This is a genomic window from Nonomuraea rosea, assembly GCF_039539705.1.
GTDB classification, from domain to species: Bacteria; Actinomycetota; Actinomycetes; order Streptosporangiales; family Streptosporangiaceae; genus Nonomuraea; species Nonomuraea rosea.
Window position 1 is genome coordinate 1 of sequence record NZ_BAABDQ010000020.1, and the last position, 24,234, is coordinate 24,234.

The following is a 24,234-nucleotide window of genomic DNA, read 5'->3' on the forward strand; positions in this document are numbered from 1 at the left end:
AGTGGTTGTATCCCAACCAAAAAGGAATCCATCAAAACAGCCGAAACCGTTTCGACGGGGTTATGCATGGTATTTCATGCACTGGCTTTTAACACACTGTTGAGTTCTCAAGAAACGGACGCGTACATCTCCACTAGAATCCGACTAGGACCCTAGCAGTGAGGCGCACATTTCATTTCCTTCAGTCTACTAGATCTGGACGATCCTTGTCAAACCGCCCGATCCGGGAGCTTCCGGACTTGCCCCTCTTCGAGGCAACCCTGCTAACTTACTCCAACTTTCGGCCCTTGTCCAACCGCATGGTCGGCGCAGCCCGAGAATCGGGATCCATCAGAGGGGTGTCAGGGCTAACTGCCCTGCGTTGAAAACTGTAGCAGCCCCGACGGGGTCGAAGGTCCAGTCTTAGGTAACGAATGGACCTTCCCCGCGTGCGTACCTTTCAAACACCGAGCCCGGCGAGCTGTGTCTCCAGCCGCGCGATGTCCGCGGCGGCCTGCTCGGCCCGGCCTCTGACCTTGGCGACGACGTCGTCCGGCGCCTTGGCCATGAACTGCTCGTTGCCCAGCTTGGCCGCCACCTGAGCGGCCTCCTTGCGCGCCACCGCCAGGTCCTTCTCCAGCCGCTTGCGCTCGGCCACGACGTCGATCGCGCCGGCCGTGTCGATCTCGATGCTCACCTCGCCCACGGTGAAGCGGGCTGTGGCGTCGAACGTCTCCGGCGGCTCCGTCAGGCGCAGCAACGACCGGATCGCCGCCTCCTGGCCGGCCAGGAGCGTGCCGGTGAGCCCCAGCCTGGCGGCCACCTTCTGGCCCGGCTTGAGCCCCTGATCCGACCGGAACCGGCGGACCTCCGTCACCAGCTCCTGGAGCGCGTCGATCTCCGCCTCGGCGGCCGCGTCCGTGTAGCGGGCCTCGGCCACCGGCCAGGGCGCCACGACGATCGACTCACCACCGGTGACGGCCCGCCACAGCTCCTCGGTCACGAACGGCACCAGCGGATGCAGCAGCCGCAGCAGCGCGTCCAGGACGTGGCCGAGCACCAGCCTGGTGTGCTCCAGCCCTTCGCCGAGCTGGATCTTGGCCAGCTCCAGATACCAGTCGCAGACCTCGTCCCACGCGAAGTGGTAGAGCAGATCGGCCGCCTTGGCGAACTCGAACTCCTCGAAAGCCGCGTCGGCCGCCCCCACCACGCTCTGCAGGCGCGACAGGATCCACCGATCGGCCGCCGTCAGCTCAGCCCCTTCGAGCGAGCCCACGGCCGCGCCGTTCATCAGGGCGAACCGGGTGGCGTTCCAGATCTTGTTGCAGAAGTTGCGGGATCCGGCCGCCCACTCCTCGCTCACCGCAACGTCCGCGCCGGGATTGGCGCCGCGCAGCAGGGTGAAGCGGGTGGCGTCGGCGCCGAAGCGGTCGATCCAGTCGAGCGGATCGACCACGTTGCCGAACGACTTCGACATCTTCTTGCCGTACTGGTCGCGGACCATGCCGTGCAGGGCGACGACGCGGAACGGCGGCTCGCCGTCCATGGCGTACAGGCCGAACATCATCATCCTGGCCACCCAGAAGAACAGGATGTCGTATCCGGTGACCAGCACGGAGGTGGGGTAGAAGCGCGCCAGCTCCGGCGTCGCGTCCGGCCAGCCCATCGTCGAGAACGGCCACAGCCCCGAGGAGAACCAGGTGTCCAGGACGTCGGGGTCCTGCGTGTAGCCGGCGGGCGGCTCCTCGTCGGGGCCCACGCAGACGACTTCGCCGCCCGGGCCGTACCAGACCGGGATGCGGTGGCCCCACCAGAGCTGGCGGGAGATGCACCAGTCGTGCATGTCGTCGACCCAGTCGAAGTAGCGCTTGGCCAGCTCCGGCGGGTGGATGCGGGTGCGCCCGTCGCGAACGGCGTCGCCCGCGGCCTTGGCCAGTGGCGCCACGTTGACGAACCACTGCAGCGAAAGCCGCGGCTCGACCACGGTCTTGCAGCGCGAGCAGTGACCGACCGAGTGCACGTAGGGCCGCTTCTCGGCGACGATCCTGCCCTCGGCGCGCAGCGCGGCCACGACGGCGGGACGGGCCTCGAAGCGGTCGAGCCCCTCGAACGGGCCGTGCGCGGTGATCACGCCGCGCTCGTCCATGACCGTCAGCGAGGGCAGCGAGTGGCGGCGCCCGATCTCGAAGTCGTTGGGGTCGTGGGCCGGCGTCACCTTGACCGCGCCCGTGCCGAACGACGGATCGACGTGCTCGTCGGCGACCACCGGGATCATGCGGCCGGTGAGCGGCACCTCGACCAGAGTGCCGATCAGGTGGGCGTAGCGTTCGTCGGACGGGTGAACGGCCACGGCGGTGTCGCCGAGCATGGTCTCGGCCCGGGTGGTGGCCACCACGATCTCGTCGGAGTAGCGGATCGAGACCAGCTCGCCCTCGTCCTCGCTGTGCTCGACCTCGATGTCGGACAGCGCGGTGAGGCAGCGCGGACACCAGTTGATGATCCGCTCGGCGCGGTAGATCAGCCCGTCGTCGAACAGCTTCTTGAAGATGGTCTGCACGGCCCGCGAGAGGCCGGTGTCCATCGTGAACCGCTCGCGCGACCAGTCGACCCCGTCGCCGAGCTTGCGCATCTGGCCGAGGATCCGGCCGCCGGACTCCTCCTTCCACTCCCAGACGCGCTCGACGAACGCCTCACGCCCCAGGTCGTGCCGCGACAGGGACTGCTTGGCCAGCTCGCGCTCGACGACGTTCTGGGTGGCGATGCCGGCGTGGTCCATGCCGGGCAGCCAGAGAGTCTCGCGCCCCTGCATGCGGGCGCGGCGCGTCAGCGCGTCCTGGATGGAGTGATCGAGCGCGTGCCCGATGTGCAGGACGCCCGTCACGTTGGGCGGTGGGAGGACGATGCTGTACGGCTCGCGCGAGCTGCCCGGATCGGCGGAGAAGTAGCCTTCGGATACCCAGCGCTCATAGCTACGGGTCTCGACGTCGGCCGGTGTGTATTGGGTGGGCAGCTCTGGCGTTGTCACAGTGACCAATTCTAGGGAGGCGGACAAGCGAAACGCCCCATGGTTTCGTGACCACGGGGCGCTCGGGGTGCGGAAAGGCGGCTCAGGCCGACTTTTCGCGAGGTGTGCGCTGCTGCTTGGCGGCGAGCTGGTCGCGCGGGACGAGCGTCGGGATCGCATGCTCAAGCACCGACTCACGGGTGATGACCACGCGGGCGACGTCCTGCCTGGAGGGCACTTCGTACATGACGGACTGGAGCACCTCCTCCAGGATCGCGCGCAGGCCGCGGGCGCCGGTGCCGCGCAGGATCGCCTGGTCGGCGATGGCCTCAAGGGCGCCGTCGGTGAACTCCAGCTCCACGCCGTCGAGCTCGAGCAGCTTGCGGTATTGCTTGACCAGCGCGTTGCGGGGCTCGGTGAGGATCTGGATGAGCGCCTCGCGGTCGAGGTTGTGCACCGAGGTGATGACCGGCAGGCGGCCGACGAACTCGGGGATCATGCCGAACTTCAGCAGGTCTTCGGGCATCACGTCGGCGAAGATGTCGGCCATGTCGACCTCTTCCTTCGACCGGATGATGGCGTTGAAGCCGATGCCCTTCTTGCCGATGCGGGACTCGATGATCTTTTCCAGACCCGCGAACGCGCCGCCGCAGATGAACAGCACGTTGGTCGTGTCGATCTGGATGAACTCCTGGTGCGGGTGCTTGCGGCCGCCCTGCGGGGGCACGCTGGCCGTGGTGCCCTCCAGTATCTTGAGCAGCGCCTGCTGCACGCCCTCACCCGAGACGTCGCGCGTGATCGACGGGTTTTCGCTCTTGCGAGCGATCTTGTCGACCTCGTCGATGTAGATGATGCCGGTCTCGGCCTTCTTGACGTCGTAGTCGGCGGCCTGGATGAGCTTGAGGAGGATGTTCTCCACATCCTCGCCCACGTATCCCGCCTCGGTCAGCGCGGTGGCGTCGGCGATGGCGAAGGGAACGTTGAGCATCTTCGCCAGGGTCTGCGCCAGCAGCGTCTTACCCGAGCCGGTGGGCCCGAGCAACAAGATGTTGCTCTTGGCCAGCTCAAGGCCGTCGTCTCTGCCCCGGTCTCCGGACTGCACCCGCTTGTAGTGGTTGTAGACCGCCACCGAGAGCGCCTTCTTCGCCTTGTCCTGACCGATGACATAGGCGTCGAGGAACTCGTAGATCTCCCTCGGCTTGGGCAGGTTGTCCCACTTGAGCTCGGAGGACTCGGAAAGCTCCTCCTCGATGATCTCGTTGCAGAGATCGATGCACTCATCGCAGATGTAGACGCCTGGACCGGCAATGAGCTTTTTGACTTGCTTCTGACTCTTTCCGCAGAAAGAGCACTTCAGCAGGTCTCCCCCGTCGCCGATGCGTGCCACCCCAGATACTCCTTTGCGTGGGACCGCCCTGCTTGCTCTCGCGAGCAGTGTCTCCGGACATCCTCCGGACTAGGCCGAACCGCTCAGGTTTCGACGTTACCGTCTTCTGGGCCCTCAGTGAGCCCCCTAGCGGCGAGTCGCACCGGAACGTGCCCTATTGGGCAGCGCTCCGGTGCGTCACCTCTCGTCTAGGAAGCTACGGCCTGAGCTCGTTTCTTCCTGGACGGGATGATGTCATCGATCAGACCATACGCCTTCGCCTCGTCCGCGTTGAGAATTTTGTCGCGTTCGATGTCCTTGCGGACTTCAGCAGAGGGCTTGCCCGAGTGCTTCGCCACGATCTCCTCGAGCAGAGAGCGCATGCGCAGGATCTCACGGGCCTGGATCTCGATGTCGCTGCCCTGGCCGCCACCCTCGGTGGACGGCTGGTGGATCAGCACCCGGGCGTTGGGCAGCGCGAACCGCTTGCCCGGGGTGCCGCCGGCCAGCAACACGGCCGCGGCCGAAGCGGCCTGGCCGAGGCAGACGGTCTGGATCTCCGGCCGGACGAACTGCATCGTGTCGTAAATCGCCGTCATGGCGGTGAAGGAACCGCCGGGCGAGTTGATGTAGATGCTGATGTCACGGTCGGGGTCGAGCGACTCCAGCGTCAGCAGCTGGGCCATCACGTCGTTGGCCGACGCGTCGTCGATCTGCACTCCGAGGAAGATGATGCGGTCCTCGAAGAGCTTGTTGTACGGGTTCATCTCCTTCACGCCATATGACGTGCGCTCGACGAAGGAGGGGAGAACGTAACGGCTTTCGATGTTCATGGTCAGCTCCCCCTAGGAGACCGGGCCCTGCGTGGGCACCTGCCGTGCGCTGCGCACGACGTGGTCGATGAAGCCGTAGTCCTTGGCCTCTTCGGCGGTGAACCAGCGGTCGCGGTCGGAATCTGCCTCGATCTGATCAAGCGGCTGCCCCGTGTGGAAGGCGATCCGCTCGGCCAGCGTCTTTTTCACATAGAGCATCTGCTCGGCCTGGATGGCGATGTCGGCGGCGGTGCCACCGATGCCGCCGGACGGCTGATGCATCATGACGCGGGCGTGCGGCAGGCCGTAGCGCTTGCCCGCCGCACCGGCGGACAGCAAGAACTGGCCCATCGAGGCCGCCATCCCCATCACGACCGTGGAAACGTCGTTAGGAACGTATTCCATCATGTCGTAGATGGCCATGCCGGCACTCACCGAGCCACCCGGCGAGTTGATGTAGAGCGTGATGTCACGGTCGGGGTCGTCGGCCGCGAGCAACAGGAGCTCGGCGCAGATCCGGTTGGCGATCTCGTCGTTGACCTCCTGCCCGAGCACGATGATCCGCTCCCGGAGCAGGCGCTGGTAAAGCTGGTCCTCAAGCCGGAAGGACGAGCCGTTCTCACGGCCTCGCGACTCAGGCTGATAGAAGGTCGGCGGGCTGGTCACAGCGTCACCTTCCGATGCGTCGTAATCGATTGGCTTTGCTTGTGACCTTAACGCGCGCCACCTACAGGTCATGCCCGGTCCCCGTACTGTTCGCTGACGGCGCAGGTACGGAAGCGCGCAAGACGCCCGGCTTCTGGCGCCTCGCCCGGTATCGCCGGCGCAGGCCGCCGCAGCGTCGCGAGGTCCGGTGTGGCTATCAGGGCGCTCTGTGGCGACCTCGCGGGGGCGGGCCCCTACCCGATGAGCCGTCCCCGTCTCCCGGCTCGCCACACGCCGTCTGAGCGCCCCGCGCGGAGCCGGCGACGTCCAAGTCCCTGGAAAGGCGGAAGCCCCCGGACCGGTGTGGTCAGGGGGCTTCGGCCGTTGCTCGGGCGGAGGTTACGCCTGGGCCTTGTCCTCGGCGGGAGCCTCGTCCTCGGCCGGGGCCTCTTCCTCGACGACCTCTTCGCCGTTGATCTCGGCGTAGATCGCCTTGAGGTCCACGTCGTTGCCCTCGCTGTCGACGACCTTGGCCGCGTCACCGAGCACCGACTTGGCCTTGTCGCGGACGATCTCGACCATCGCCAGCGTGAGCTGGTCGTTGTCGGCGAGGTGCTTGGCCAGCTCGTTGGGCTGTACGCCCATCTCCATGGCGCGGCGGACCACGAAGTTGGTCAGCTCCTGCTCGGAGACGCCCAGCTCCTCGGACTTGACGATCTTGTCGAGCACGAAGCCGACCTTGAGCGCCTTGGCGGAGCCGTTGTCGAACTCGGCGAAGCGCTCCTCCTCGCTCGTCTGGTAGAGACGGAAGAAGGCGTCGCGGCTCAGGCCGCTCTCGGCGATCTGGTGGTCGAGGTTGTGCTTGCGAGCGTCGACCTCGGCCTTGAGCGCGCTTTCCGGCAGCGGGATGTCGATCTTCTCGAGCAGCGAGTCGAGCGCGTTCTCGCGGGCCTGCACGACCTGGTCGATCAGCTTGTTGCGGCGGGACTGCTCGCGGATGCTGTTCTTCAGCTCGTCGAGCGTGTCGAACTCGCTCGCGAGCTGGGCGAACTCGTCGTCCAGCTCGGGGAGGACCTTCTCCTTGACCGCCTTGACGCTGATGATGACGTCGGCCTCGTCGCCGGCGTTCTCGCCGCCGACCAGCTCGGTCTTGAAGCTCTTCTCGTCGCCCGCGGACATGCCTTCGAGCGCGGTGTCGAGGCCCTGCAGGACGGAGCCGGCGCCGACCTCGTAGGAGACCTCGCTGGCCTGCTGCTCCTCGATGTTCTCGCCGTTGATCTCGGCACGCAGGTCCATGATCACGAAGTCGCCGTTGGCGGCGGCCCGCTCGACGCCGGTCAGCGTCGCGAAGCGCTGGCGCAGCCCGTCGAGCTGGCCGTCCACGTCTTCGTCGGAGACCTCGGCGGAGTCGACCGTGACCTCGGCGCCCGCGTAGTCGGGCACCTCGAAGTTGGGCCGGATGTCGACCTCGGCGGTGAACTCGATCTGCTCACCGTCGTCGATCCTCGTGACCTCGATGTCCGGCTGGCTGACCGGGAACACGTCGACCTCGTCGACGGCCTGGCCGTACAGCTTGGGCACCGCGTCGTTGAGGGTCTCCTCCAGCACTACCGCCCGGCCGAAGCGCTGCTCGATGATGCGGGCCGGAACCTTGCCAGGCCGGAACCCGGGGACGCGCACCTGCTGCGCGACCTTCTTGTACGCCGCATCCATGCTCGGGCGCAGCTCGTCGAACGGCACCTCGACAGTGAGCTTGACCCGGGTCGGGCTGAGCTCCTCGACAGCGGTCTTCACGGAATGGTCTCCTTGATCAAGCTACGAGTGATCGCGGGCGCGTCCATCGGCTCACGCGCCGCGCCCACATGTGCGGCGTTGGGCATGCTCCGCCACGGCGGGATCCAACGCCGATGGCCAGTCTAGGGCAGATGCGTACCCAACAACGACGCCGCCGCCGTCAGAACTCGTCCGCGATCGTACGCAGGAGCTCGATCGTCTCATCCGGAGTGGTGCTCACGGCGCACAACCGCTCCATCACCTCGGTGTACCGATCCACGTCCTCCCGCTTGTCCAGGTAGAGGGCACTGGCGAGCTGCTCGACGTACACCACGTCGGGCAGGTCGGCGTCGGGGAAGCGGAGGATGCTGAACGCTCCCCCCTCCGACGGGTGCCCGCCGAAGCTGAACGGCATGATCTGGATCGTGATGCTCGACTGGCGCATCAAGTCGATGAGGTGTTCGATCTGGGCTCGCATCACCTCGGTGCCGCCGATGGGCCGCCGCAACGCGGCCTCGTCGATAACGGCCCAGAAGATCGGGCCGTCCGGTCTGTCGAACATCCGCTGGCGCTCCAGCCGGAGATCCACCCTACGGGCGATCTCCTCCGCCCCGATGCCCGCCGATCCGGCGGTCACCACGGCCCTTGCATACTCCTTGGTCTGCAACAGTCCTGGCACGAACTGGACCTCGTAGGTCCTGATCCTGGCGGCGGCCTCTTCAAGGCCGACGTACGCCTGGAACCACGTGGGCAGGACGTCGTTGAACCGGTGCCACCATCCAGGCTCGTTGGCCGTGGCCACCAGGTCGAGCACGGCCGAGCGGGCCTGATGATCCACGACCCCGTACAGGGTCAGCAGGTCCGCCACGTCGCGTTCTTTGAACCCCACTCGGCCGAGTTCCATCCGGCTGATCTTGGATTCCGAGCCCCGGATGAGGTGGCCCGCCTCCTCACGAGTGACATTCTTCGCTTCCCTGAGCTTGCGCAGCTGGGAGCCCAGGAGGATGCGCAGCGCCGTCGGCCCGGAACCCGGCTGGTTCTGCGTCACTTTGCCTCCTATCAAGGTCCGCACACACAGTGACACCACATTGCCGGGTATGACAAGGTCTCAACCTCGTGTCCGATTCGGATACCTATGCACCAAAACGCCGCTTGCTGCTGCACAATGCAACTGCACGTGCATTTGGGTCTTGCAGCAGCAGCGGATCGTGACCCATGATGGCCTAGTGCATAGTGGGATATTGGGCCAAACATGCACTAACCAAGGTTGAACGGGGAGGTATCGGCAGCATGGTGGAGGATCCTCTGACCACTGCCGATTGCCTGCAGATCACCCGCGAGGTCGGCTTCGATCACCTGCTCATGGGCGGGAAGCCGTACACGACCTCGTGCCCCTTGCCTTTCCAGGCCGACTCGGTGAAGACCGCCAGGGACGTGACCCGCTCGACGCTGCGGCGGTGGGGGTTGCACGAGCTGAGCGACGACGCCGCGCTCGTGGTGTCCGAGCTGGTGACGAACGCGGTCAGGTACGCGATGTACGACGCGGGACGCCGGGAGATCGAACTGCTGCTGATGCGGGTGGCCCCGCATGTGCTGCTGGCGGTGGCGGATCCCAGCGACGACGTGCCGCGGCCCAAGGAGCCCGACTTCATCTCGGAGAACGGGCGCGGCCTTTACATCGTCGAAACGTACAGCCAGTGCTGGGGCTGGGACCCGCTCGACCGCGGCGGCAAGGCCGTCTGGGCGCTCTTCCGCACCGAATCCTGACTGCTCCACCCGTCTTTTTCCTGCCTTAGGGCATCTTTGCGCGCGCTCATGACTGGAATGCTAGTTTGGTCACCAGTCATCAGTCATGGGAGGAGCGCTCGTGCGGGATGATCAGAGCGGCCGGGCCGACCGGATCCTCGACGCGGCCAAGGACCTGTTGCTGCGCTGGGGATACCGGCGGGTGACGATCGATGAGATCGCCAAGCGGGCCGCGGTCGGCAAGGGCACGGTCTACCTGCACTGGCGTACGCGCGAGCAGTTGTTCTTCGCCGTGGGCGCCCGGGAGGCGGTCGCGATGATCGACGCGATCGCGGCGGCCATGCGGGCCGATCCCGGCGAGATCGCCCTGCACCGGTACATGCGCCGGTTCTTCATGGAGGCAATGAGCCGGCCCGTGTTGCGCGCTCTGTTCACCCGGGACGCGGAGACGCTCGACAAGTTCCTCTCCAGCCCGGCCAGGCAGCCGCTGCAGGGCGCGAAGCTCCTGGCCTCGCGCGAATATCTGGGCGTGCTGGCCGCGCACGGCCTGCTGCGACCCGGCCTGCGGCCTGAGGACCTCGACTATTCGCTGCCGACGATCGTGTTCGGCTTCTTCGGGGTCGATCCGCTGCTGCCCGCCGGCCTCACGCTCGGGCTGGAGGAGAAGGCCGGGCATCTGGCCGACACGCTGCGCAGGACGTTCGAGCCCGAGCCGTTGCCGGACTGCGGGCCGGCCGCCGAACGGGTGATCGAGGTCTTCGAGCAGCTCTCCCGTGACTTCAGCGACGCCGCTTACGGAGGCAACGATGGATCATGACATCACCGGGCTGCACCACGTGGGCCACCTCGTGCACGACATGGAGCGGGCGCTGGAGCTGTATCGGCGGCTGGGGTTCGTCCTGCCCGGGCCCGCGTACCCGGTGCTGGGCGAGCCGCCGGAGCCGTTCGGGGTCGGGAACACGCACGCGTACTTCCCGGGCAACTTCATCGAGCTGGTCACGGTCGCGGGCTCAGGGCGGGTGCCGGACGACGCCCGGCTGATGCCGCTGCGGGCGCCCGAGGGCGCGCTGCCCCGTCTCAAGGAGGCCATCCGCGGTACGGCCGCCAACCTGGAGTCCTGCCTGCGGCGGTTCGAGGGGGTGCACATCCTGATGTTCGACTCGCCCGACATCCTGGGCGCCGCCGCCCGGCTGGAGGGGAACGGGGTCGGGCATGGTGGCGTGCAGGCCGCGCAACGACCGGTGGAGACGGCTGACGGGGTGCGGATGGAGCCGGTCCGCTATCTGGAGCTCGACGGGACGGGGCCCGGGCTCGTACCGGAGGGCAGGGTGGGCCTGGCCGCGAACTCCCCCGAGGCCGCCCCAGACGTCCCCGAGCATCCCAACGGCGCTGTCGCGCTGGTGGAGTGCGTGCTGTGCGTCGCCGACGGCGAGCTGGACGACGCCGAGCGGCGTTACGAAAGCTATCTGGGACGGGCGGCGTGGCGCGGGGCGGCGGGGACGCGGACGTTCGAGCTCGCGGGCCCCGCCAGGGTCACGCTGGTGGCGGCGTCGGCGCTGGACGGGCTCCTGCCGGGCGAGGCGGCGTCCGCGCTGCCGGGCTTCGTGGCCTACGCGGTGGCGGTACGCGACGTCGCGGCGGCCGAGCGGCTCCTGCGGGACGCCGGGCTCCCGGTGGGCAAGACGGCCTCGGGAGAGGTCTTCGTGCCCGGCCGGGCGGCGTTCGGCGTCGCCATCGTCTTCCGCCAGATCGCCTGACGGCGGTGGACGGACCGTTATTCGCCGGTGACGCCGTCGATACGCTCGCGTAGCAGGTCTGCGTGACCGTTGTGCCTGGCGTACTCCTCGATCATGTGGATGAGGATCCAGCGGTGGGAGCAGTCCTGGCCGTTGCGGTCGCCGACGGCGTCCAGCGGCTTGGCCGCCGAGATGGCGCGGGCGCGAGCGATCTCGTCCTGCCAGGTCGCGAAGGCTTCTTCGGCGGAGGCGGTGCCGGTCTCCTTGAAGTCGGCGTCGTTGTCGCGGTCCTTGTCCCAGAGCTTGGGGATGTCCTCGCCGTTCAGCACACGGCGGAACCAGGAGCGTTCGACGTGGGCCATGTGCCTGACCAGGCCGAGCAGGGACAGGTTCGAGGGTGGCGCGGAGCGCTCGCGCAGTTGCGCCTCCGACAGGCCCGCGCATTTGACGGCGAGCGTGCCACGGTGCCATTCGAGCCAGTTGTTCAGGACGGTCAGCTCGTCGCCGATGAGGGGTGGGGGGATGCGGCTGTCAATCACGAGGCTCGACCTTATCCGCCTGCCGCGACTGCTCCCGACCATGGGTCGCGCGGCGTTCGTCCTGGAAGAAGCGGTAGACCGCGGCGCGTACCTCCTCGTTCACGACGTTACTGACGAACGCGTCGGCGGTGTCGCCGCACAGGTGCCGCAACGCGGGGGATTCGTCGAGCAGGGACTGGATCAGGGCTCGCTGAGGTGTCAGGCGCAAGGGGCGGCCGGCGGCGTCGGCCAGGAGGCCGTGCCTTCCCGTATAGGCGAACGCGGGTGCGAGGCGTTCGCCGTCGATGGCGACCGGGTGATCCAGGGGCCTGCGGTGGTAGTTGGGCTCGGTGAGGTCGAGTGCGGCGAGCTGGCTTTCGTCGAGCCAGAGCACGTACAGGCTGGAGGTCTCGCCGGGGGTCTCCAGCGGCGCGGCCGGCACGTAGCCCCATCTGCTCACGTGGGCGGAGACGCCGGGCGCGATGCCGCGGACGTCGGCGAGCGTCATGGGGACGACGGGGCGTACGCCGTGATCGAGGAACTTCCTGCGTATCTGGCTGGGTGCGGCGTTGGAGCCCACGGCGACGACGAGGTGGCGTGCGTCCAGCGGGTGGCAGGCCAGGCGGGCCAGCAGGCTCCCCAGCGCCTCCTCCCCGGCCCGCCACTCCTCCGGCGGCCTGCCCGCGGTGGCGCGCAGCGGTACGTAGGCGTCGTCGAGCAGGACTCCGGACGCGGCCGGGATGCGGCCTGGGTAGGTGAGCGGACGCGACATGGGGTCGTCTGCGAAGAGCTTCACGCACTCCAGCATGGCGTCCCCTCGCCTGTTCTGTTTCTTGGTACGGCCGCCGTCACCGGCCGGTGAGCCGGGCCCACAGCGCCGCGGTGCCCGCCCGGCGCCCCCAGGCGATCACGGCGGACAGCACGAGCAGGAGCAGCGGCAGGAACACGCCTCCGCCCGACACGAACACCTCGGTCAGCGTCGCGCCGACCATCAGGCCTGCGAGCGCCAGCCCCGCCGTCCCCGCCAGCCGCGGCACGAACAGCGCCGCCGCCCCCGCCACCTCCAGCACCGCCACCAGGTAACGGAACCAGTCGCCGAGCCCGATCGCCTCGAACGTCGAGGCCGCCGGCTCGGCGTTGGTGAACTTGCCCATGGCCGACATCAGAAAGAACCCCGCCACCGCGACCTGGAGCACCCACAGGGCGACGTTGAGCACGCGTCCCGCGGTGGTCGCCGGCTTGCCGTCGGAACGCGGCGCTGTCCTGGTCATGATCTCCTGCCTTCCCTTGAGCTGCGTGCTTCCGACGCTAGGCGGGAAGATCGGCGGAGAGAATCGGCTCAGGTGCCGGACCGGGGTGTACCTACCTACACCAGCGACGTGAGCCCTGGCCGATCAGCCTGGCGGATTCGATCCGCCAGGCCACGTCGATCGCTAGTCCTTGGCGGCGTGCTCTGGGCGCATCCGCTTCTCGGCCTCCGCGATCTCGGCAGGGAAGGAGGCGTCGAAGTCATCGGCGTCGAGGATCTTCCGGAGCTCGACCTCGCTGCCGCGCAACGGCGAGCGCTTGACCCACTCGACGGCCTCCTCCATCGAGGCGACCTCCCAGATCGAGTAGCCGGCGATCAGCTCCTTCGTCTCGGCGAACGGGCCGTCGATCACCGTGGCGTTGCCTTCGGCGTCGAACGCGACCCGCTTGCCCTTGCTGGACGGCTGGAGCCCGTCGCCGGCCACCACGACGCCCGCCGCGACGAGCTTCTCGTTGAACAGGTCCATCGCCACGAACTCCTCGGCGGTGCCGAACTCTCCGGACTCGGACTGCTCCGTCGCCTTGCCCAGAACCATGACCTTCATCGCGATGCTCCTTCGCGCCTGCCCGAGATCGGCCCCATTGACCGATTCAACCCTGGCTCACCCATGCGTCGAACGGGAAGGGATGGATTCGACATGACGCCGCACTTTTTCTCGCGAATCTTGGAGCATTGCTCTCCGGCAGCGGGCCACCGCAGGCGACGTAGTCAAGCAGGCGGGGCGCTGCCATCAGGGCTGTCAGGAGCTTCGCCCGCATTTTCAGGCCGTGCTTCGCCCGGGACAGGCGCTGCAACATGTTTCAGCAGATCTCCCAGGCGCACCGCGCGTCGAGGAGCCGGCTTGGGGTCAGCCCTTCTGAACTCTATGCAGGTGTGTTCTCGCGCCAGCCACTGCTCATCCATGGGCGCGCCCATGATGGCCTCCGCCGTCATCAGCGACGCCTTGCGGTAGCGGGTCTGCCACCCCTCCAACCCGCTGGGGGTGGTGCTCATCCAGTGCTCGACCGTCTCCTGGTCGGGCGTGGCGTCGTACTCCCACCCAGTGCCCTCGAAGCTCACTACAACGCGCCCCTTCTCCCGGTACGTGACGAAGGGTGGACCGAAGTCACTCCAGCCGACGTCCAGGCACACGCCTGCCTGAGAGAGGCGAGCCTGCGCACCGGTCTCCATGAAGGGCAGCCCTGGCTCCAAGAGGACGACGCCATGGCCGAGCGCACCGGCGAAGAGGAACGGTATCCCCTCCTCGACACCGAAGTGGGCGGCTAAGTCGGTCTCGCGAAACGTGGCGGTCGTCACCAGGTTCCGGCCTCCGCTGTAGATGGCGAGGACGTCGTCCAGGGTGACGCCCGTACACCAGGTGATCCAGGTGGTGTTCCCTAAGGTGTCGGCCACCTGCTTGTAGTCAGTCACGGCGTGATCTTGCCGTTCCCTACCGGAGACAGCAAGGGCTGGACGCTTCGTCGAGGGACAGCTGGGACACCCTGTCGGCCTCCTCATGCCACGCCGAAGCACGCGCCGAACTGAATGCGGTCCGACCGGTCCCGGCACCCGGGCCGGTGCCAGGGCCGGTGCCAGGGGTGGATTGGGTCGACCATGTGGAAACGGATCCGATCCGGGCTCTGGAAGCCTTCGTCCTCGGCTGGTTCCCTGCCGAGGAGCCGGAAGAGGAGAGTACGGCGGGCGAACTGGGCGACCTGCCGGAGGCGCTGGCTGCCTTCCACCGCTTGGCCCGCCTCCGACCGGCGCTCCACAGATTCCACGACCCGGTGCTGCAGCAGCCCAAACGCACATCCGGGCCGCTCGGCGACCGGCTGGCGGGCAGGGCGGACGTCGTGCCCAGAGCCGGCGACGACCGAAGCGGTTACCGGAGCCGTCGTCCGGTCCGGGACCGTAGCGATCGATCGCATCTCCGGCGGCTCTGAGAAGACTCAGAAGGCCCCTCCCGATCGGGAGGAGCCTTCTGGCTGGTCGGGGCGACAGGATTTGAACCTGCGACTTCTTGCTCCCAAAGCAAGCGCGCTGCCAAGCTGCGCCACGCCCCGTCTCGCCGAGTGCGCATACGCTCCGGGACTCCGGTACGCTTACGCCCTGACGACCGGATGAAGTCTAGACCAGAGTTCGACCGGTTCGCGCGGACGTAGCTCAATGGTAGAGCCCTAGTCTTCCAAACTAGCTACGCGGGTTCGATTCCCGTCGTCCGCTCCAGATGACGAAAGGCCAGGTCGCCGAGGTTCGGCACCTGGCCTTTCCCGATGTTCAGGGCGTCGCCGGCGATTTACACTGCGCGTTATGGCTTCCGAGAAGATCCCCCGGTCCTTCACCCGGCACGAGGGCGATCCGGGCCGTGTGGCGGTGCTGCTGCCCGGCCAGGGCTACACGGCCGCCCGTCCCCTCCTCCACTTCGCGCGCGCGGTGCTCGTGCAGCATGGCTGGTCCGTGCAGGAGATCTGGTGGGACGCTCCGATCGGCCCGTCTGTCGAGGACCGGGAGAAGTGGGTCGTCGATCAGGCGCGGCAGGCCCTCGATGCCGAGGATGCCGGCCGGGTGCTCCTGGTCGGTAAGTCGCTCAGTACGTTCGCCGCGCCCCTCGCGGCGGATCGCGGGCTGCCGGCGATCTGGCTGACTCCGCTGATCGCCCTGGGCGGTGTGCTGGAGGGCCTGCGCCGCAGCGAGGCGCCCACGTTGCTGGTCGGGGGCACCGGTGACCGGTCGTGGGACGGTGACGTCGTACGGACGCTGGATCACCCGTACGTCGAGATCCCCGACGCCGACCACGGCCTCGAGATCCATGGCGACGCGGTCGGGTCGGTCCAGATACTCAAGGATGTGACGGCTGCCATGTCCGGCTTCGTGGCAGGGCTCGGCTGAGTGGCTGGGGCACGCCGCTCGGAAGAGGGCTCGTAGGCTGGCGGTGATGCGTGCGCGACCGATCTCCCATGACGTGCTCGTCGAAGAGCTGGCCGAGCTGATCTCCGCCCGCCCCCCGGACGAGTGGGTGCGGGTGGCCGTGGACGGCGCGCCCGCCGCGCGGCCCGACCGGCTCGCCGACGCGCTGGCGGCGCCGCTGCGGCTGCGGGGCCGGCCCGTGCTGCGCGTGTCCGCCGGCGACTTCCTGCGGCCCGCGTCCCTGCGGCTGGAGCACGGCAAGACCGATCCCGACGCCTTCTACGAGGACTGGCTCGACGTCAAGGCCCTGCGCAGGGAGGTGCTCGAACCGCTCGATCCGGGCGGGTCCGGGCAGGTGCTGCGGGCGTTGTGGGACAGCAGGATCGATCGGGCCTACCGGCTGCCGTACCAGGAGCTGCCCGAAGGCGGCGTGGTGATCGTCGACGGGACGCTGCTGCTGGGGCGCGGGCTGGCGTTCGAGGTGAGCGCGCATGTGTGGCTGTCCCCCGGCGCGCTGGAGCGCGGGACGCCGGAGGACGAGCGGTGGCGGCTGCCCGCGTACGAGCGCTACGAGCGGGAGGTACGGCCGCAGCGGGCGGCGGACGTGGTGATCAGGGCCGATCATCCGGATCGACTGGCGTTGCTGCAGCCGGACGCGGATCATGAGTGACCGCCCGCACCGGCCGTGGACACTCCGGCGGGTGGCGCTGGAACAAGGTGCGTAACCGGCGCAGAAGCCGTACCGCCGTTCTCTCATGCAGGTGTACGGCGCCACCGTCCACGCCAGCCCCTCCCCCGTGACCGGCTCGGGCAGCAAGGTGCTGGCCGACGACCCGGAGTCGCCCGGCAGCCTGGGCATCGCGATCAGCGAGGCGGTCGAGGTGGCCGCCGCGACGCCCGATGCCCGCTGCGCGCTCGGCTCGGTGCTCAACCACGTGCTCATGCGCCAGACAGTGATCGGCGAGCCGGCGTCCGCTTCGCCAGGACGGAGGGCATCCTGCCCGCGCCCGAGCCCACGCACGCGCTGGCCGAGACCATCGCCGAGGCCCTGCGCTGCAAGGAGAGCGGGGAGGAGAAGGTCATCCTGACCGCCCTCTGCGGTCACGGCCACTTCGACCTGGGCGCCTACGACCGGTATCTGGCAGGCGACCTGGAGGACTTCACGCTGCCGCAGGAGTGCATCGACCAGGCGCTCAGCGAACTGCCCACATGAGAAAAGGGTGGCCGCCCGCGAGCGGCCACCTCTCAACGTGCCGTGGGGCGCTTGCCGTGGTTGGCCTTCTTCTTCCTGCGTGCCTTGCCCTTGCGTGCGCGCCTGGCCATAGGCTGCCTCCCGGTGCTCGGTACGACACATGAGCACCCAACGTCTCTCGGCTGCCCCGGCCCGGCAAGCGATCCGCCCGAACTAACATTCCTCAACAATTCCGTGTCATAATTTGGTGGAATCTGTTGGAAGGAACGGGCGTGCTCGCACAGCAGCGACAGCAGGCGATCCTCGAACGCGTGCGCACCAGCGGGGGCGTCCGGGTCGCCGATCTCGTACGCGAGCTCGGCGTCTCCGACATGACCATCCGCCGCGACCTCGAGGTGCTGGCCGAGCGCGGGCTGCTGGAGAAGGTGCACGGCGGCGCGACCGCCCTGGGCCCCGGCTCGACCGAGGAGCCCGGCTTCACCGCCAAGTCCGCCCGCCAGCAGCCGGAGAAAGAGGCCATCGCGCGGCGCGCCGCCCAGCTCGTCCGGCCGGGCACGGCCGTGGCGCTCAGCGCGGGCACCACGACCTGGGCGCTGGCCCACCATCTGATCGGCATCCCCGAGCTGACCGTGATCACCAATTCGATCCCCGTCGCCGAGGTCTTCCACCGCAATCCGCTCACCGACAGGACCGTCGTGCTGACCGGCGGCGTGCGCACGCCGTCCGACGCCCTGGTGGGCCCGGTGGCCGTGGCGGCGATCCGCCGCCTGCACGTGGACACGTTGTTCCTCGGAGTGCACGGGATGAGCGTGCGGGCCGGCTTCACCACGCCCAACCTGCTGGAGTCCGAGACCGACAGGGAGCTGGTGGCGGCCGCGCACCGGCTGGTCATCCCCGCCGACCACACCAAGTGGAACACCGTCGGCATCAGCACCATCGCCGAGCTGACCGAGGCCGACGTGGTCATCAGCGACGCGGGGCTGCCCGAGGACGCACGCATGGAGCTGGCCGAACGGGCCGGAGAACTGATCATCGCGGAGGGCACGTCTTGAAACGCACCATCACCCACCTGGCCGACGGCCGAGAGCTGATCTACTTCGACCGGCGGGACGACGCCGACAGGAGCGCGATCGACCGCCGGGTGCTCGACCCCCGGCCGGTGGCCTCCGAGCTGCGTTACGACCCGCTGACCGAGGAGTGGGTCGCGATGGCGGGGCACCGGCAGACGCGGACGTTCCTGCCGACGGGCACGGCCGCCGAGTGCCCGCTGTGCCCGTCGTCGGACACGCGGTCCACGGAGATCCCGGCGTACGACTACGACGTGGTGGTGTTCGAGAACCGCTTCCCCTCCTTTTCCGGAAATTTCGGGACCTATGGCGAGCCGGGCGGGCTGAGTGAGGTACGTCCGGGCGTGGGGCGCTGCGAGGTGGTCTGTTTCACCTCGGAGCATTCGTCGTCCTTCTCCAGGCTGTCCGACGCCCAGGTCGAGCTGGTCATGGAGGCGTGGGCCGACCGTACGGCCGAGCTGTCCGGCATCGAGGGCGTGGAGCAGGTGTTCTGCTTCGAGAACCGGGGCGAGGAGATCGGCATCACGCTCGCCCACCCGCACGGCCAGATCTACGCCTACCCGTACGTCACACCGCGGACCAAGCTGCAGCTCGCCGCCGCCGCGCGCTATCAGGGAGCGGGCAACCTGTTCGCCGACGTGCTGGCCGCCGAGCGCGCCGCAGGGACGCGCGTGATCGCCTCCAACGAGCTGTGGACGGCCTTCGTGCCGGCCGCCGCGCGCTGGCCGTTCGAGGTGCACATCTACCCGCACCGGCAGGTGCCCGACCTGGCGGCGCTGTCGGAGACGGAGCGGGCCGCGTTCGCACCGCTCTACACCTCGGTGCTGCGGGCCTTCGACGACCTGTTCGGCGTCGTGATGCCGTACATCTCGGCCTGGCACCAGGCGCCGGTCCGCCAGGACCGCGAGCTGGGCTACCTGCACCTGGAGCTGTTCAGCATCAGGCGGGCGCCGGGCAAGCTGAAGTATCTCGCCGGCTCGGAGTCGGCGATGGGCGCCTTCGTCAACGACGTGCTGCCCGAGGAGGCCGCCAGCATGCTTCGGTCACAAGTAGATCACTAATAGATTGCTAGTTAAGGTCGCATGACTCGTGATCTACCACTAACATCCCTATATGCACCGGCCATAACGGTCGTTGTTGCCTAATTCCGGGCGCGTCGCCCGGGAGCCGGGGACCCATCGCATTTGGGGTGAATCCACTTCGGTGGTAGGGAAGCACTCCCATGCCCGAACCCGTCAGCTAACCCGGTCGGCAGAGGGAGAGGAACACCTACGTGGCGGCTTCGTCCCCTGCGAAACTTGCCATCGGTCTCATCATCGCCGCCGCCGTCGCACTCTTCCCGGTGACCTCGGCGGCCGCGGCCCCCAAGCCGACGGAATCCGAGCTCCGCGCCCAGCTCAAGCAGCTCAACAGCAAGGTCGACAAGCTGATCGAGAAGTACAACCTCAAGCGCGTCGAGCTGGCCAAGGCGCAGGAAGCCGCCAAGACCGCCGAGGAGCGGCTGGCCACCGCCGAGCAGACGCTGGTGACGGCCGAGCAGCGGGTCGCCGAGATCGCCACCCTGCGCTACCAGGCCGGGGATCCCACGCTGCCCGGCTTCATGGTCCCCGACAGCACCGGCGGGGCCGTCGTGCTCGACCATCTCATCGCCGAGCAGCAGGCCGTCGTGCAGAGCGTGACCAAGGCCAGGGACGACAAGAAGAAGGCCGCGGACGACGCCGCCACACTCGCCACGCAGATCCGCGGGGACACGGCGGAGGTGGCCGAGCAGCGCGACGAGGCCGAGGACGTCATCGACGACATCAAGAAGAAGCTCCAGGACCTCGTGCCGTTCGGCACCGGCCGCAAATCCGACGGAAGCTGGGCTCCTGAGCTGCCCACCGGCTCGGACAACATCACCCCGCGTACGCAGCTGATGAAGGCTCAGGTGCAGAAGAACTTCTCACTGCCGTTCGAGGTGGGCTGCTTCCGCTCGGGCTCCAGCGGCGAGCACCCGCTCGGACGGGCCTGCGACTTCATGATGAGCACGGGCGGCTCGATGCCCTCCGCCGTCAACAACGCCCTGGGCGACCGGATCGCCGAATGGGCGCTCAAGAACAAGAGCCGGCTCGGGATCAAGTACGTGATCTGGAAGCAGCGCATCAACCAGGGGTCTGGCTGGCGCGCGATGTCGGACCGCGGCAGCGTCACGGAGAACCACTTCGACCACGTGCACATCTCGATGAACTGAGCTGCATGGGGCAGCCTCGCAGGTAGACGACGCCTTTCGCTCGGCTGCCCCATGATCAGGGCGCTTTCAGGGCACTCCACGCCTTACCTACAGCCTCCCTCATACGATCTTCGCTAGACGGCATCAGATGGGTATAGGTCCGCAGTGTGAAGCCGGGATCGGCATGCCCGAGGAATTCCGCCACGGCCTTGATCGACACACCGTCTTCCAGCAGCACCGACGCGAAGTGATGCCGAAGCATGTGGAATCCGTTCTCACGAGTGGCCGCTATGCCGGCCTTCTTCAGGGCGGGCTTCCAGACGTAGAGATTGAACTCCGTACGGGAAATCGGAGTGTGCTGTCGCGTCACGAACACCAGCTTGGCCGTGTGCAACGGCCCGTCAGGCGTCCTCCACGGCAAAGTGACCTCTGTGAGCGGATGGCCAGCAATGTGATCGGCCAACTGCTCCGCCACCACCTTGGGTAACGGAATGTCTCGGAGCTTGCCACCCTTGGGCGGAGCGAAGACGCGCACGCGACCTCCCAACACCTTGACTTGGCGTCGAACGTGCAGGACAGCGCGTTCGCTATCGATGTCATCGGCAGCCAGGCCGAACGTTTCCCCTTGTCGCAAGCCGAGGCCAGCAGCAGTCAGGACCATCGCCCGGTACCGCTGAGTAATGGCGTCCGCCATTGTCCAGACCTGGCTCACCGTTCACGGATGGATTCGCTTGGCCTCGAACTTGGGACTCTTCACCGAACCAACCGGCCCGTGCCAATGTGTCGACAGCTAACACCCGTTACAACTTTGCTTACGTCTTCAAGCCCGCCGTACGGCGGGGAGGCTCCGGCCCAACGATGAGGGGTATGGAGTCGTGGAAGCCTCATGATCGTCAGCCAGCGGTAAAGATCCACGAACAGAATCCACTCGTTCCCAGGGCTCCACCGAAGATCGAAAGAAGGCGTCCAGGCAGACAGCAGGACAGCGCGACGACCACCAAGGCCGCGCCAGCTCACAAGCCCGAGAAGCCTCACGGAGGCAGGCGCCGGCCACCCACGCACCGCCTCTTCTACTCTGCCCTTGCCAACACGCACACCACCGCGAAAGACGCAGCACAGGAGCCTGGCCTCTGCGCGCCCGCTCGCGACTGCTGCGGCTCGTTCCGGCCGCGTCAGCCGCGGCGGCGCGCGTGCCGACAAGCGGCACACCGTAAGCAGAAACGACGCCCTGGACGACCTGGAGCACTCCACTCCACATACCTCAAGCCTCCAGCACAAGGCACAGGACCATCAGCGGCCACCACACAGCCCACGCGTCAGCGACGTCAAGTCAAAGGGGCGGAGAACACTCGCAGCCACGCCCGAGGAGAGGAAGACCGCACGGCCAGACGGGCGGTTCCGGGGGTCGCCGAATTGTTTCGGAGCCAGATCCATGGAAACCCTCCAAGATCGCAAAAGAGGGGCCGGAGGGGAAAGTTCGCGGGCAGGGGCGCTTCCCCTCCCCATTAAGTCGATCATTGCAATGCCCCTCTTTTACGATCTTTCCCCATGGATCCAGCGCCACCGCAACAATTCCTCAACCCCCTGCAAGCCCCGCATCCCTGGAGCCGACTCGCACGGAGCCCCGCCCTGGGCAGCGTTGCCCAGTCGTGATGCTTTTTCTCTACTATCGCCTGACGTGATGGATCTTGAAAACACGCTCCTTGGCCTTCTCGCCGCAGGTACGGTGTCGCTACTTATTGCCGTTTACTGGATCGTCCTCGGCGACTTCCGGATCAGACCGGAGGTCGCCTTCGTCTGGATAGGCGTAGGTGCTACGTTCATGATCGGCGCAGTCGCAGCGGCCATCTATGAGGCAGGTCGTAAGCGATAAGCATCCCCTGAGCACCCGCTGCTCGATCCTTCAGCGCGCCCGGAGCCCATCAAGGGCGCCACGTGCTCGCAACGCTCCGGACTGTCTCCGGAATGATCAATACCCCCCAGCGTGATTCAAAGTACGTTTCACCAGCTCACAGCCGCACTTAGCAGGGAATCGCAAGCTCTCTCCCAAAGCGGTTGCCTTCCTGGTCCGCACACATCCAGGGCACATCCAGGGCACACGGCCACGTAAAACGCCGTGAAACGTTGGCAATTGGTCAGATACAGCAGCGCAGCTCAACCAAGCCCTAGTAGTACTTTGTTAGTTTGTTATGGCGGGTGCTGGTGGCAGGTCGGGCAACGACCGCTCCAGGTGGCTAACAACACCTGGAGCATGTGCAAGATCTTGTAGAAGGTCAGGCCGCTCCAGCCGCTTTTGGGCTGGTCAACCGCAGTTCAGTGCGGAACAGGTGGACGGCCGAGACCAGGTGACGTGGCGATGCCATCCCATCCAGGAGCGCCCCTCGAAATGGGTCAGGCCCAGGCCGGTCTTGAGCTCGCGGTAGTCGTGCTCGATGCGCCAGCGGATCTTGGCCAGGCGGACCAGTTCCCGCAGTCGCATGTCGGCCGGCAGGGTGGACAGCCAGTAGTCGGTGGGCTCGCTCTCGCCGGGTGGCCATTCGGCCAGAAGCCAGCAGTCGGGCAGATGCCCGTCATCGTCTCGGGGGATGTCGCTGTTGGCGGGCCGTACCCGCAGGACGAGGAAGCGTGAGCGCATCGTGGCGGCCGGGTTGCCCCTGCTCTTCTTGGTGCCCTGCCGCCGGCTCACCCGGCGCAGACTGCCTCGTCCGGCGGCCAGGGCCAGCTCGCGCAGGCTGGAGGGCGCGCTGCGGTACTTGGCCACCGGACGGCGGCCGTTGCCGGAGTACGGCACCGTCTCAGGAACGACATCGGCGGCATACGCGCTGGTGCCGCCCTTGACAGCGACCACGTACGACAGGCCGCGCCCGGTCAGGCCCAGCCGCAGCGCGGTCACATCGCCGTAGCCGGAATCGGCCACCACCAGCGGCGGCACCTGGCCCCAGGAGGCCAGTTCATCGAGCATCTCCAGGGCCTGCTGCCACTTGGGATGGTGTCGCTGATCGTCAGGGATCCGGCAGCGCCGCCGCCGCTCGGCGATCGCTGCCGTTTCGGCCGCGTCTTCGGCCAGCGCGTCGTCCCAGCGTTGCGGCAGGAACAGCCGCCAGTTCAACGCGGCCGAGCAGGCGTCGGTGACCGCGTGCACGCTGACCGCGATCTGGCAGTTGGTCACCTTCCCCGCGGTCCCGATGTACTGCCGGGCCACTCCGGGCGAGGCGTCACCGTCCTTCAGGTGCCCGGTGTCGTCCAGCACCCACGCCTGCGGCGCCGCCACCTTGACCGCACGCTGCGCCAGACATCGCCGTACCGTCACGTAATCCCAGGTCGAGGAGGTGATGAACTGCTGCAGCCGCTGATGATCCACGCCCAGCCGCTCAGCCATCGGCACCATCGACTTACGCCGCCCGTCCAGCATCAGCCCCCGCAGGTACAACCCACCGTTGGACCGCTGCTCCCGACGCGTGAAGGAGGTGAACACCTCACCCGCGAAGTCCTCGAGACGGCCGCGGACATCGGCCAGCTCCACCGGAGTCATGTAAAGACCGTCGCACATAGTCTCGAACTAACAAAGTACTACTAGTGCCCTTCTCGCAGGTAAACTAGCCAGCGCCATCACATCTCGATGAACTGAGCCGGCGGGTCAGGGCAGCCGGGCGGCGAGCGACTTGGGGGCGATCCTGCGGTAGGCGTCGGCGACGATCTCCGCCACCTCCGCCCAGTCGACCTCGACGTCCAGATAGACCCCGAGCCACCCCCTGTGCCCCACGTACGGCGGGCGGAAGAAGCGCTCGGGGTCTTCCGCGACCAGCTCCTCCTGCGCTCCGGGAGGAGCCGCGCACCAGAACGCCAGCCGGTCGTCGTGATGGTGGTCGGCGAACATCACGAACGTCTTCTTGCCCCTGACGAACCACGTCGGCTCGCCGTGGCTGAGCCGCTCGGTGGTCTCCGGCAGCGCCAGGCACAGCTCGCGCAGCCGCTCCACGGCGTCCAACGTG

General features: G+C 67.5%; 25 protein-coding genes, 2 tRNA genes, 1 pseudogene and 1 riboswitch. Of the genes and pseudogenes, 12 read left to right on the forward strand and 16 right to left on the reverse strand.

The genetic code is table 11. The annotated features are described in order from the left end of the window. Positions 1 to 439 precede the first annotated feature (439 nt). The 6 genes from ABEA43_RS36710 to ABEA43_RS36735 form a co-directional block, all read right to left on the reverse strand. The gene (locus ABEA43_RS36710) at positions 440 to 3,013 is read right to left on the reverse strand and encodes a valine--tRNA ligase (protein ID WP_425570413.1); all 2,574 of its coding nucleotides are present in this window, start codon (positions 3,011 to 3,013) and stop codon (positions 440 to 442) included. 73 nt (positions 3,014 to 3,086) lie between these two features. Next, positions 3,087 to 4,370 (reverse strand): ATP-dependent Clp protease ATP-binding subunit ClpX, encoded by a 1,284-nt coding sequence (gene clpX / locus ABEA43_RS36715; protein ID WP_138718359.1) that lies wholly within the window; start codon positions 4,368 to 4,370, stop codon positions 3,087 to 3,089. A 188-nt stretch (positions 4,371 to 4,558) separates the two neighbouring features. Continuing rightward, positions 4,559 to 5,182 (reverse strand): ATP-dependent Clp protease proteolytic subunit, encoded by a 624-nt coding sequence (locus ABEA43_RS36720; protein WP_345569242.1) that lies wholly within the window; start codon positions 5,180 to 5,182, stop codon positions 4,559 to 4,561. Between the two features lie 12 nt (positions 5,183 to 5,194). Then, the gene (locus tag ABEA43_RS36725; protein WP_138691278.1) at positions 5,195 to 5,827 is read right to left on the reverse strand and encodes a ClpP family protease; all 633 of its coding nucleotides are present in this window, start codon (positions 5,825 to 5,827) and stop codon (positions 5,195 to 5,197) included. A 378-nt stretch (positions 5,828 to 6,205) separates the two neighbouring features. Further along, positions 6,206 to 7,600 carry a trigger factor gene (gene tig / locus ABEA43_RS36730; RefSeq protein ID WP_345569245.1) on the reverse strand — a complete coding sequence of 465 codons (1,395 nt, stop codon included), beginning with the start codon at positions 7,598 to 7,600 and terminating at the stop codon, positions 6,206 to 6,208. 160 nt (positions 7,601 to 7,760) lie between these two features. After that, positions 7,761 to 8,627 carry a helix-turn-helix domain-containing protein gene (locus ABEA43_RS36735; protein ID WP_345569246.1) on the reverse strand — a complete coding sequence of 289 codons (867 nt, stop codon included), beginning with the start codon at positions 8,625 to 8,627 and terminating at the stop codon, positions 7,761 to 7,763. Between the two features lie 242 nt (positions 8,628 to 8,869). Between ABEA43_RS36735 and ABEA43_RS36740 the strand changes: the two genes are divergently transcribed. From ABEA43_RS36740 to ABEA43_RS36750, 3 genes are all read left to right on the forward strand, one after another. Next, positions 8,870 to 9,346, forward strand: a complete 477-nt coding sequence (locus ABEA43_RS36740) for an ATP-binding protein (protein ID WP_345569248.1) — start codon at positions 8,870 to 8,872, stop codon at positions 9,344 to 9,346. A 100-nt stretch (positions 9,347 to 9,446) separates the two neighbouring features. After that, entirely contained in the window at positions 9,447 to 10,142 is a 696-nt protein-coding gene (locus tag ABEA43_RS36745; protein ID WP_345569250.1) for a TetR/AcrR family transcriptional regulator, read from the forward strand. Continuing rightward, positions 10,132 to 11,082: a VOC family protein gene (locus ABEA43_RS36750; protein WP_345569253.1), complete on the forward strand. Its 951-nt coding sequence runs from the start codon at positions 10,132 to 10,134 to the stop codon at positions 11,080 to 11,082. The genes ABEA43_RS36745 and ABEA43_RS36750 overlap by 11 nt, the downstream gene beginning before the upstream one ends. A gap of 17 nt (positions 11,083 to 11,099) precedes the next feature. Here the strand turns inward: ABEA43_RS36750 and ABEA43_RS36755 are convergent, their stop codons facing one another. The 5 genes from ABEA43_RS36755 to ABEA43_RS36775 all read right to left on the reverse strand — a co-directional run bounded on the left by ABEA43_RS36755 (position 11,100) and on the right by ABEA43_RS36775 (position 14,298). Continuing rightward, entirely contained in the window at positions 11,100 to 11,600 is a 501-nt protein-coding gene (locus tag ABEA43_RS36755; protein ID WP_345569255.1) for a DinB family protein, read from the reverse strand. After that, positions 11,593 to 12,375, reverse strand: a complete 783-nt coding sequence (locus ABEA43_RS36760) for a hypothetical protein (protein ID WP_345569257.1) — start codon at positions 12,373 to 12,375, stop codon at positions 11,593 to 11,595. The genes ABEA43_RS36755 and ABEA43_RS36760 overlap by 8 nt, the downstream gene beginning before the upstream one ends. Positions 12,376 to 12,427: 52 nt before the next feature. Next, positions 12,428 to 12,850 (reverse strand): DoxX family protein, encoded by a 423-nt coding sequence (locus ABEA43_RS36765; RefSeq protein ID WP_345569259.1) that lies wholly within the window; start codon positions 12,848 to 12,850, stop codon positions 12,428 to 12,430. A gap of 162 nt (positions 12,851 to 13,012) precedes the next feature. Then, positions 13,013 to 13,432: a YciI family protein gene (locus ABEA43_RS36770; protein WP_345569260.1), complete on the reverse strand. Its 420-nt coding sequence runs from the start codon at positions 13,430 to 13,432 to the stop codon at positions 13,013 to 13,015. A gap of 164 nt (positions 13,433 to 13,596) precedes the next feature. Then, positions 13,597 to 14,298 (reverse strand): hypothetical protein, encoded by a 702-nt coding sequence (locus ABEA43_RS36775; RefSeq protein ID WP_345569261.1) that lies wholly within the window; start codon positions 14,296 to 14,298, stop codon positions 13,597 to 13,599. Positions 14,299 to 14,465: 167 nt separating this feature from the next. On the opposite strand from ABEA43_RS36775, the gene ABEA43_RS36780 reads away from it, so the two are divergent. Beyond that, the gene (locus ABEA43_RS36780; RefSeq protein WP_345569263.1) at positions 14,466 to 14,810 is read left to right on the forward strand and encodes a hypothetical protein; all 345 of its coding nucleotides are present in this window, start codon (positions 14,466 to 14,468) and stop codon (positions 14,808 to 14,810) included. A gap of 43 nt (positions 14,811 to 14,853) precedes the next feature. On the opposite strand, the gene ABEA43_RS36785 is transcribed toward ABEA43_RS36780, so the two are convergent. Continuing rightward, positions 14,854 to 14,930, reverse strand: a tRNA-Pro gene (locus tag ABEA43_RS36785). Between the two features lie 89 nt (positions 14,931 to 15,019). On the opposite strand from ABEA43_RS36785, the gene ABEA43_RS36790 reads away from it, so the two are divergent. From ABEA43_RS36790 to ABEA43_RS36805, 4 genes are all read left to right on the forward strand, one after another. Continuing rightward, positions 15,020 to 15,093 (forward strand) — tRNA-Gly (locus ABEA43_RS36790). Positions 15,094 to 15,177: 84 nt separating this feature from the next. Continuing rightward, positions 15,178 to 15,756: a hypothetical protein gene (locus tag ABEA43_RS36795; RefSeq protein ID WP_345569264.1), complete on the forward strand. Its 579-nt coding sequence runs from the start codon at positions 15,178 to 15,180 to the stop codon at positions 15,754 to 15,756. A gap of 46 nt (positions 15,757 to 15,802) precedes the next feature. Further along, on the forward strand, positions 15,803 to 16,444 hold the full coding sequence (locus tag ABEA43_RS36800; protein ID WP_345569265.1) for a nucleoside/nucleotide kinase family protein: 642 nt from the start codon (positions 15,803 to 15,805) through the stop codon (positions 16,442 to 16,444). 15 nt (positions 16,445 to 16,459) lie between these two features. Next, positions 16,460 to 16,987, forward strand: coding sequence for a hypothetical protein (locus tag ABEA43_RS36805; protein ID WP_345569267.1), 528 nt, complete (start codon positions 16,460 to 16,462; stop codon positions 16,985 to 16,987). 32 nt (positions 16,988 to 17,019) lie between these two features. On the opposite strand, the gene ABEA43_RS68690 is transcribed toward ABEA43_RS36805, so the two are convergent. After that, positions 17,020 to 17,097, reverse strand: coding sequence for a 50S ribosomal protein bL37 (locus ABEA43_RS68690; protein ID WP_486348728.1), 78 nt, complete (start codon positions 17,095 to 17,097; stop codon positions 17,020 to 17,022). Between the two features lie 141 nt (positions 17,098 to 17,238). On the opposite strand from ABEA43_RS68690, the gene ABEA43_RS36810 reads away from it, so the two are divergent. The 3 genes from ABEA43_RS36810 to ABEA43_RS36820 all read left to right on the forward strand — a co-directional run bounded on the left by ABEA43_RS36810 (position 17,239) and on the right by ABEA43_RS36820 (position 20,263). Further along, complete coding sequence (locus ABEA43_RS36810) at positions 17,239 to 18,018, forward strand: DeoR/GlpR family DNA-binding transcription regulator (protein WP_345569269.1); 780 nt, start codon at positions 17,239 to 17,241, stop codon at positions 18,016 to 18,018. Beyond that, a complete protein-coding gene (gene galT, locus ABEA43_RS36815; protein ID WP_345569271.1) occupies positions 18,015 to 19,094 on the forward strand; it encodes a galactose-1-phosphate uridylyltransferase in 1,080 nt (359 codons plus the stop codon). The genes ABEA43_RS36810 and galT overlap by 4 nt, the downstream gene beginning before the upstream one ends. Before the next feature lie 67 nt (positions 19,095 to 19,161). Then, positions 19,162 to 19,301, forward strand: a riboswitch (cyclic di-AMP (ydaO/yuaA leader). A 5-nt stretch (positions 19,302 to 19,306) separates the two neighbouring features. Then, positions 19,307 to 20,263, forward strand: a complete 957-nt coding sequence (locus tag ABEA43_RS36820; protein ID WP_345569272.1) for a coiled-coil domain-containing protein — start codon at positions 19,307 to 19,309, stop codon at positions 20,261 to 20,263. A 55-nt stretch (positions 20,264 to 20,318) separates the two neighbouring features. On the opposite strand, the gene ABEA43_RS36825 is transcribed toward ABEA43_RS36820, so the two are convergent. Then, positions 20,319 to 20,936, reverse strand: a complete 618-nt coding sequence (locus tag ABEA43_RS36825) for a tyrosine-type recombinase/integrase (RefSeq protein ID WP_345569274.1) — start codon at positions 20,934 to 20,936, stop codon at positions 20,319 to 20,321. A gap of 984 nt (positions 20,937 to 21,920) precedes the next feature. On the opposite strand from ABEA43_RS36825, the gene ABEA43_RS36830 reads away from it, so the two are divergent. Beyond that, positions 21,921 to 22,115, forward strand: a complete 195-nt coding sequence (locus tag ABEA43_RS36830) for a hypothetical protein (protein ID WP_345569276.1) — start codon at positions 21,921 to 21,923, stop codon at positions 22,113 to 22,115. Positions 22,116 to 22,515: 400 nt separating this feature from the next. Here ABEA43_RS36830 and ABEA43_RS36835 read toward each other — a convergent pair. Both ABEA43_RS36835 and ABEA43_RS36840 read right to left on the reverse strand, forming a co-directional pair. After that, positions 22,516 to 23,774 (reverse strand): annotated as a pseudogene (locus ABEA43_RS36835) (IS701 family transposase). A 105-nt stretch (positions 23,775 to 23,879) separates the two neighbouring features. After that, positions 23,880 to 24,221: an MmcQ/YjbR family DNA-binding protein gene (locus tag ABEA43_RS36840; protein WP_345569609.1), complete on the reverse strand. Its 342-nt coding sequence runs from the start codon at positions 24,219 to 24,221 to the stop codon at positions 23,880 to 23,882. Positions 24,222 to 24,234 lie beyond the last annotated feature (13 nt).

What these genes read in the sequence shown, in the direction of transcription:
- ABEA43_RS36720 (WP_345569242.1), bottom strand. Translation starts at nt 5,182, where the DNA reads ATGAACATCGAAAGCCGTTACGTTCTCCCCTCCTTCGTCGAGCGCACG.
- ABEA43_RS36740 (WP_345569248.1), top strand. Translation starts at nt 8,870, where the DNA reads ATGGTGGAGGATCCTCTGACCACTGCCGATTGCCTGCAGATCACCCGC.
- ABEA43_RS36750 (WP_345569253.1), top strand. Translation starts at nt 10,132, where the DNA reads ATGGATCATGACATCACCGGGCTGCACCACGTGGGCCACCTCGTGCAC.
- ABEA43_RS36765 (WP_345569259.1), bottom strand. Translation starts at nt 12,850, where the DNA reads ATGACCAGGACAGCGCCGCGTTCCGACGGCAAGCCGGCGACCACCGCG.
- ABEA43_RS36770 (WP_345569260.1), bottom strand. Translation starts at nt 13,432, where the DNA reads ATGAAGGTCATGGTTCTGGGCAAGGCGACGGAGCAGTCCGAGTCCGGA.
- ABEA43_RS36795 (WP_345569264.1), top strand. Translation starts at nt 15,178, where the DNA reads ATGGCTTCCGAGAAGATCCCCCGGTCCTTCACCCGGCACGAGGGCGAT.
- ABEA43_RS36800 (WP_345569265.1), top strand. Translation starts at nt 15,803, where the DNA reads ATGCGTGCGCGACCGATCTCCCATGACGTGCTCGTCGAAGAGCTGGCC.
- ABEA43_RS68690 (WP_486348728.1), bottom strand. Translation starts at nt 17,097, where the DNA reads ATGGCCAGGCGCGCACGCAAGGGCAAGGCACGCAGGAAGAAGAAGGCC.
- ABEA43_RS36825 (WP_345569274.1), bottom strand. Translation starts at nt 20,936, where the DNA reads ATGGCGGACGCCATTACTCAGCGGTACCGGGCGATGGTCCTGACTGCT.